The organism is Streptomyces glaucescens (assembly GCF_002154375.1).
GTDB classification, from domain to species: domain Bacteria; phylum Actinomycetota; class Actinomycetes; order Streptomycetales; family Streptomycetaceae; genus Streptomyces; species Streptomyces glaucescens.
The window spans coordinates 1-2,522 of the sequence record NZ_MUND01000952.1 but is presented as its reverse complement, the minus strand read 5'-3'; the positions used below and the strand labels follow the sequence as shown (position 1 = coordinate 2,522).

Annotated in this window: 4 protein-coding genes; all 4 read left to right on the top strand. The window is 72.6% G+C overall.

Annotated elements, in window-relative coordinates; all coding sequences use genetic code 11:
- Window positions 1–122 precede the first annotated feature (122 nt).
- Window positions 123–437: an SH3 domain-containing protein gene (locus CCN42_RS39670; RefSeq protein ID WP_086172828.1), complete on the top strand. Its 315-nt coding sequence runs from the start codon at window positions 123–125 to the stop codon at window positions 435–437.
- Window positions 438–501: 64 nt separating this feature from the next.
- The gene (locus CCN42_RS39665) at window positions 502–1,113 is read left to right on the top strand and encodes a hypothetical protein (protein ID WP_086741995.1); all 612 of its coding nucleotides are present in this window, start codon (window positions 502–504) and stop codon (window positions 1,111–1,113) included.
- Window positions 1,114–1,180: 67 nt separating this feature from the next.
- Window positions 1,181–2,038 carry a class I SAM-dependent methyltransferase gene (locus CCN42_RS39660; protein WP_086741994.1) on the top strand — a complete coding sequence of 286 codons (858 nt, stop codon included), beginning with the start codon at window positions 1,181–1,183 and terminating at the stop codon, window positions 2,036–2,038.
- A gap of 32 nt (window positions 2,039–2,070) precedes the next feature.
- On the top strand, window positions 2,071–2,522 hold a 452-nt coding region (locus CCN42_RS39655), incomplete at its 3' end, for an ATP-binding cassette domain-containing protein (RefSeq protein WP_143662207.1).

Genomic DNA, 2,522 nt, shown 5'->3' with positions numbered 1-2,522 from the left:
GTTTGACGACACCCCCTAGCCTCCGTGTGCGAGTTGCGTACATATGTTTCGAGACGCGATTGCAGGGAATCAAGGCGATCCCATGGCCGTCCTGAGCCGTGGGTCAACGGGGGAGGTTTTCCATGGCTGTGGAGAACGTGGAAGTGGAAGAGACCGGCGGCGTCACCGAGGCCGTCACGACGATGGCCGTGCGCTACTACGCGGTCGCCCCGGGCGTCCGGCTGAACGTGCGCAGCGGCCCCAGCACCAACTACCCGGTCATCCGCGTGCTGCCCGAGGGCGCCCACGTGGCGATCTTCTGCCAGCGGCCCGGCGAGACGGTCACCGGCCCTTACGGCACGTCGAAGATCTGGGACAACATCAGCCAGGGCGAGTACGTCTCGGACGCCTATGTGAACACGGGCAGCGACGGCTACGTCGCCTCGCGCTGCCTCTGACGCCCGCGGCGCCGCTGGGAGCCCGCACCCGGGGCCGTCCAGACACGGGAGCCATAATCGACGCGTGAGCGACGAATCCGGCACCCCGACGACGACCCCGGCGGGCTCCCAGCCCGCTGCGGCCACCGCCCCCACCCCAGGCGCAGGCACCGCACCCGCCCAAGGGGCCACGCCTGCCCAAGGCGCCACGACCGCCCCGGCCACGGCGCCCGCCGCAGGCCCGCGCCCGGAGCCGCTTCGCTTCTTCGGCACGACCTGGCTGCACCACGACCAGGGCTACCCCCTCCGCCGTGCCGCCGCCTCCGCGGGCTCGCTCGCCGCGGTCGTCGCCTCCTGCATGGTGCTGCGCTTCGCCTACGAGGGCCTGGCGCTCGCGAACACCGGAAACCTGGTGTCGCTGCTGATGGTCGTGATGTTCGCGGTGTGCAGCGCGCTCGCCTTCCGGCACACCTGGGACAGCTTCGGCAAGCGCCCCGACCCCGACCGCCAGGCGTCCCTGCGCGGCCTGCTGGCCATCGGCTTCGTCGGCTCCCTCCTCGCCTACTTCTTCCGCTCCCTCACCGAGGCACCCGGCGAGAAGCTGCACCGCGCGGAGTACGACGCCGCCCGCGAGCAGTACGAGAAGCGCACGGCCCGCCGCACCGGCAACCCGTCGAAGAAACGCCGCCGCGCCTGACCCACTCCGCGACCGGGCTTGCGCGAAACCGCTCGTAGCCGCTCACGTCCTTGGCCACCATGGCCCTATGCCGACTCCAGGACACCCGCTCCCCGGCCCCTCCGACACCACCACCAGTCCGTCCCTCACCGCCCGGGCCCACTCCTTCAACACCGTCGCGGCCCAGTACGCCGCGAACCGCCCCTCCTATCCACCCGCCCTGTTCGACGCCATCGAGGAGACCGCCGGCCGCTCCTTCGCCGGCGCCCGGGTCGCCGACATCGGTGCCGGGACCGGCATAGCGACGGCACTCCTGCACCGCCGCGGCGCCGAGATCGTCGCCGTCGAACCCGGTGACGGCATGGCGGCCGAGTTCCGCCGCGCCCACCCCGGCATCCCGCTCGTCCGGGGCGACGGCAACGCCCTCCCGCTCGCCGACGCCTCCGCCGACTTCGTCACCTACGCCCAGGCCTGGCACTGGACCGACCCGGCACGCGCCCTGCCGGAGGCGTTCCGCGTACTGCGGCCGGGCGGCGCGCTCGCCCTGTGGTGGAACCTCGAAGCCGAGGACGTCCCCTGGATCGCCGAGCAGACGGACCGCGTCCGCCGGTACTACGGGGACGCGGTGGTCGCCGCCTGGGGGAGCCGCGGCGCCCCCGGCCCCCGCACCAGCGCCTTGCCGGCCTTCACCGCCGCCCTCGACGCGGCCACCGCCGGCGGCCCCACGCCGCACTGCGTCCGCAAGCTGGTCCGCTGGAGCCGCCGGGTCCCGGTCGACATCCATCTCGCCAACCTCGGCAGTCACTCGATCTTCCTGGTCCACGGTCCGGACCGCAGCGCCGCCTTTCTCGCCGAGGAGCGGGACCACCTCCTGCGCCGCTTCCCGGACGGCGTCGTCGAGGAGGTCTACGACGTGGAAATCCTGGTGACGACCACCGTCTCTTGACGGTCCATGCCTTCGGGAGGATTATTCACCGCATGATGAATAAAGTGCCGAGGCCTCCCGAAGGCACCCCATCACCACCCTCCGGAACCCCCGCCGTCCACGCCGACGGTCTCACCGTCACCCGCGGCCCCCGCACCGTCCTGCGCGACCTCCGCTTCACCGTCCCCCGCGGCCGGATCACCGGCCTCCTCGGGCCCTCCGGCTGCGGCAAGTCGACCCTCATGCGGGCCATCGTCGGCACCCAGGCCAAGGTCACCGGCACCCTCGACGTCCTCGGCCATCCCGCCGGCCACCCCACCCTGCGCACCCGCATCGGCTACGTCACCCAAGCCCCCTCCGTCTACGACGACCTGACCGTCCGTCAGAACCTCGCCTACTTCGCCGCGATCCTCACCCCCGGCCGCGCCCTCGCCGAACGCCGCCACCACGACGTCACCCGCGCCATCGCCGACGTGGACCTCACCAGCCACGCCGACGCCCTCGC

Coding starts and splice junctions, on each gene's coding strand:
- CCN42_RS39670 (WP_086172828.1), top strand. CDS start 123: ATGGCTGTGGAGAACGTGGAAGTGGAAGAGACCGGCGGCGTCACCGAG.
- CCN42_RS39660 (WP_086741994.1), top strand. CDS start 1,181: ATGCCGACTCCAGGACACCCGCTCCCCGGCCCCTCCGACACCACCACC.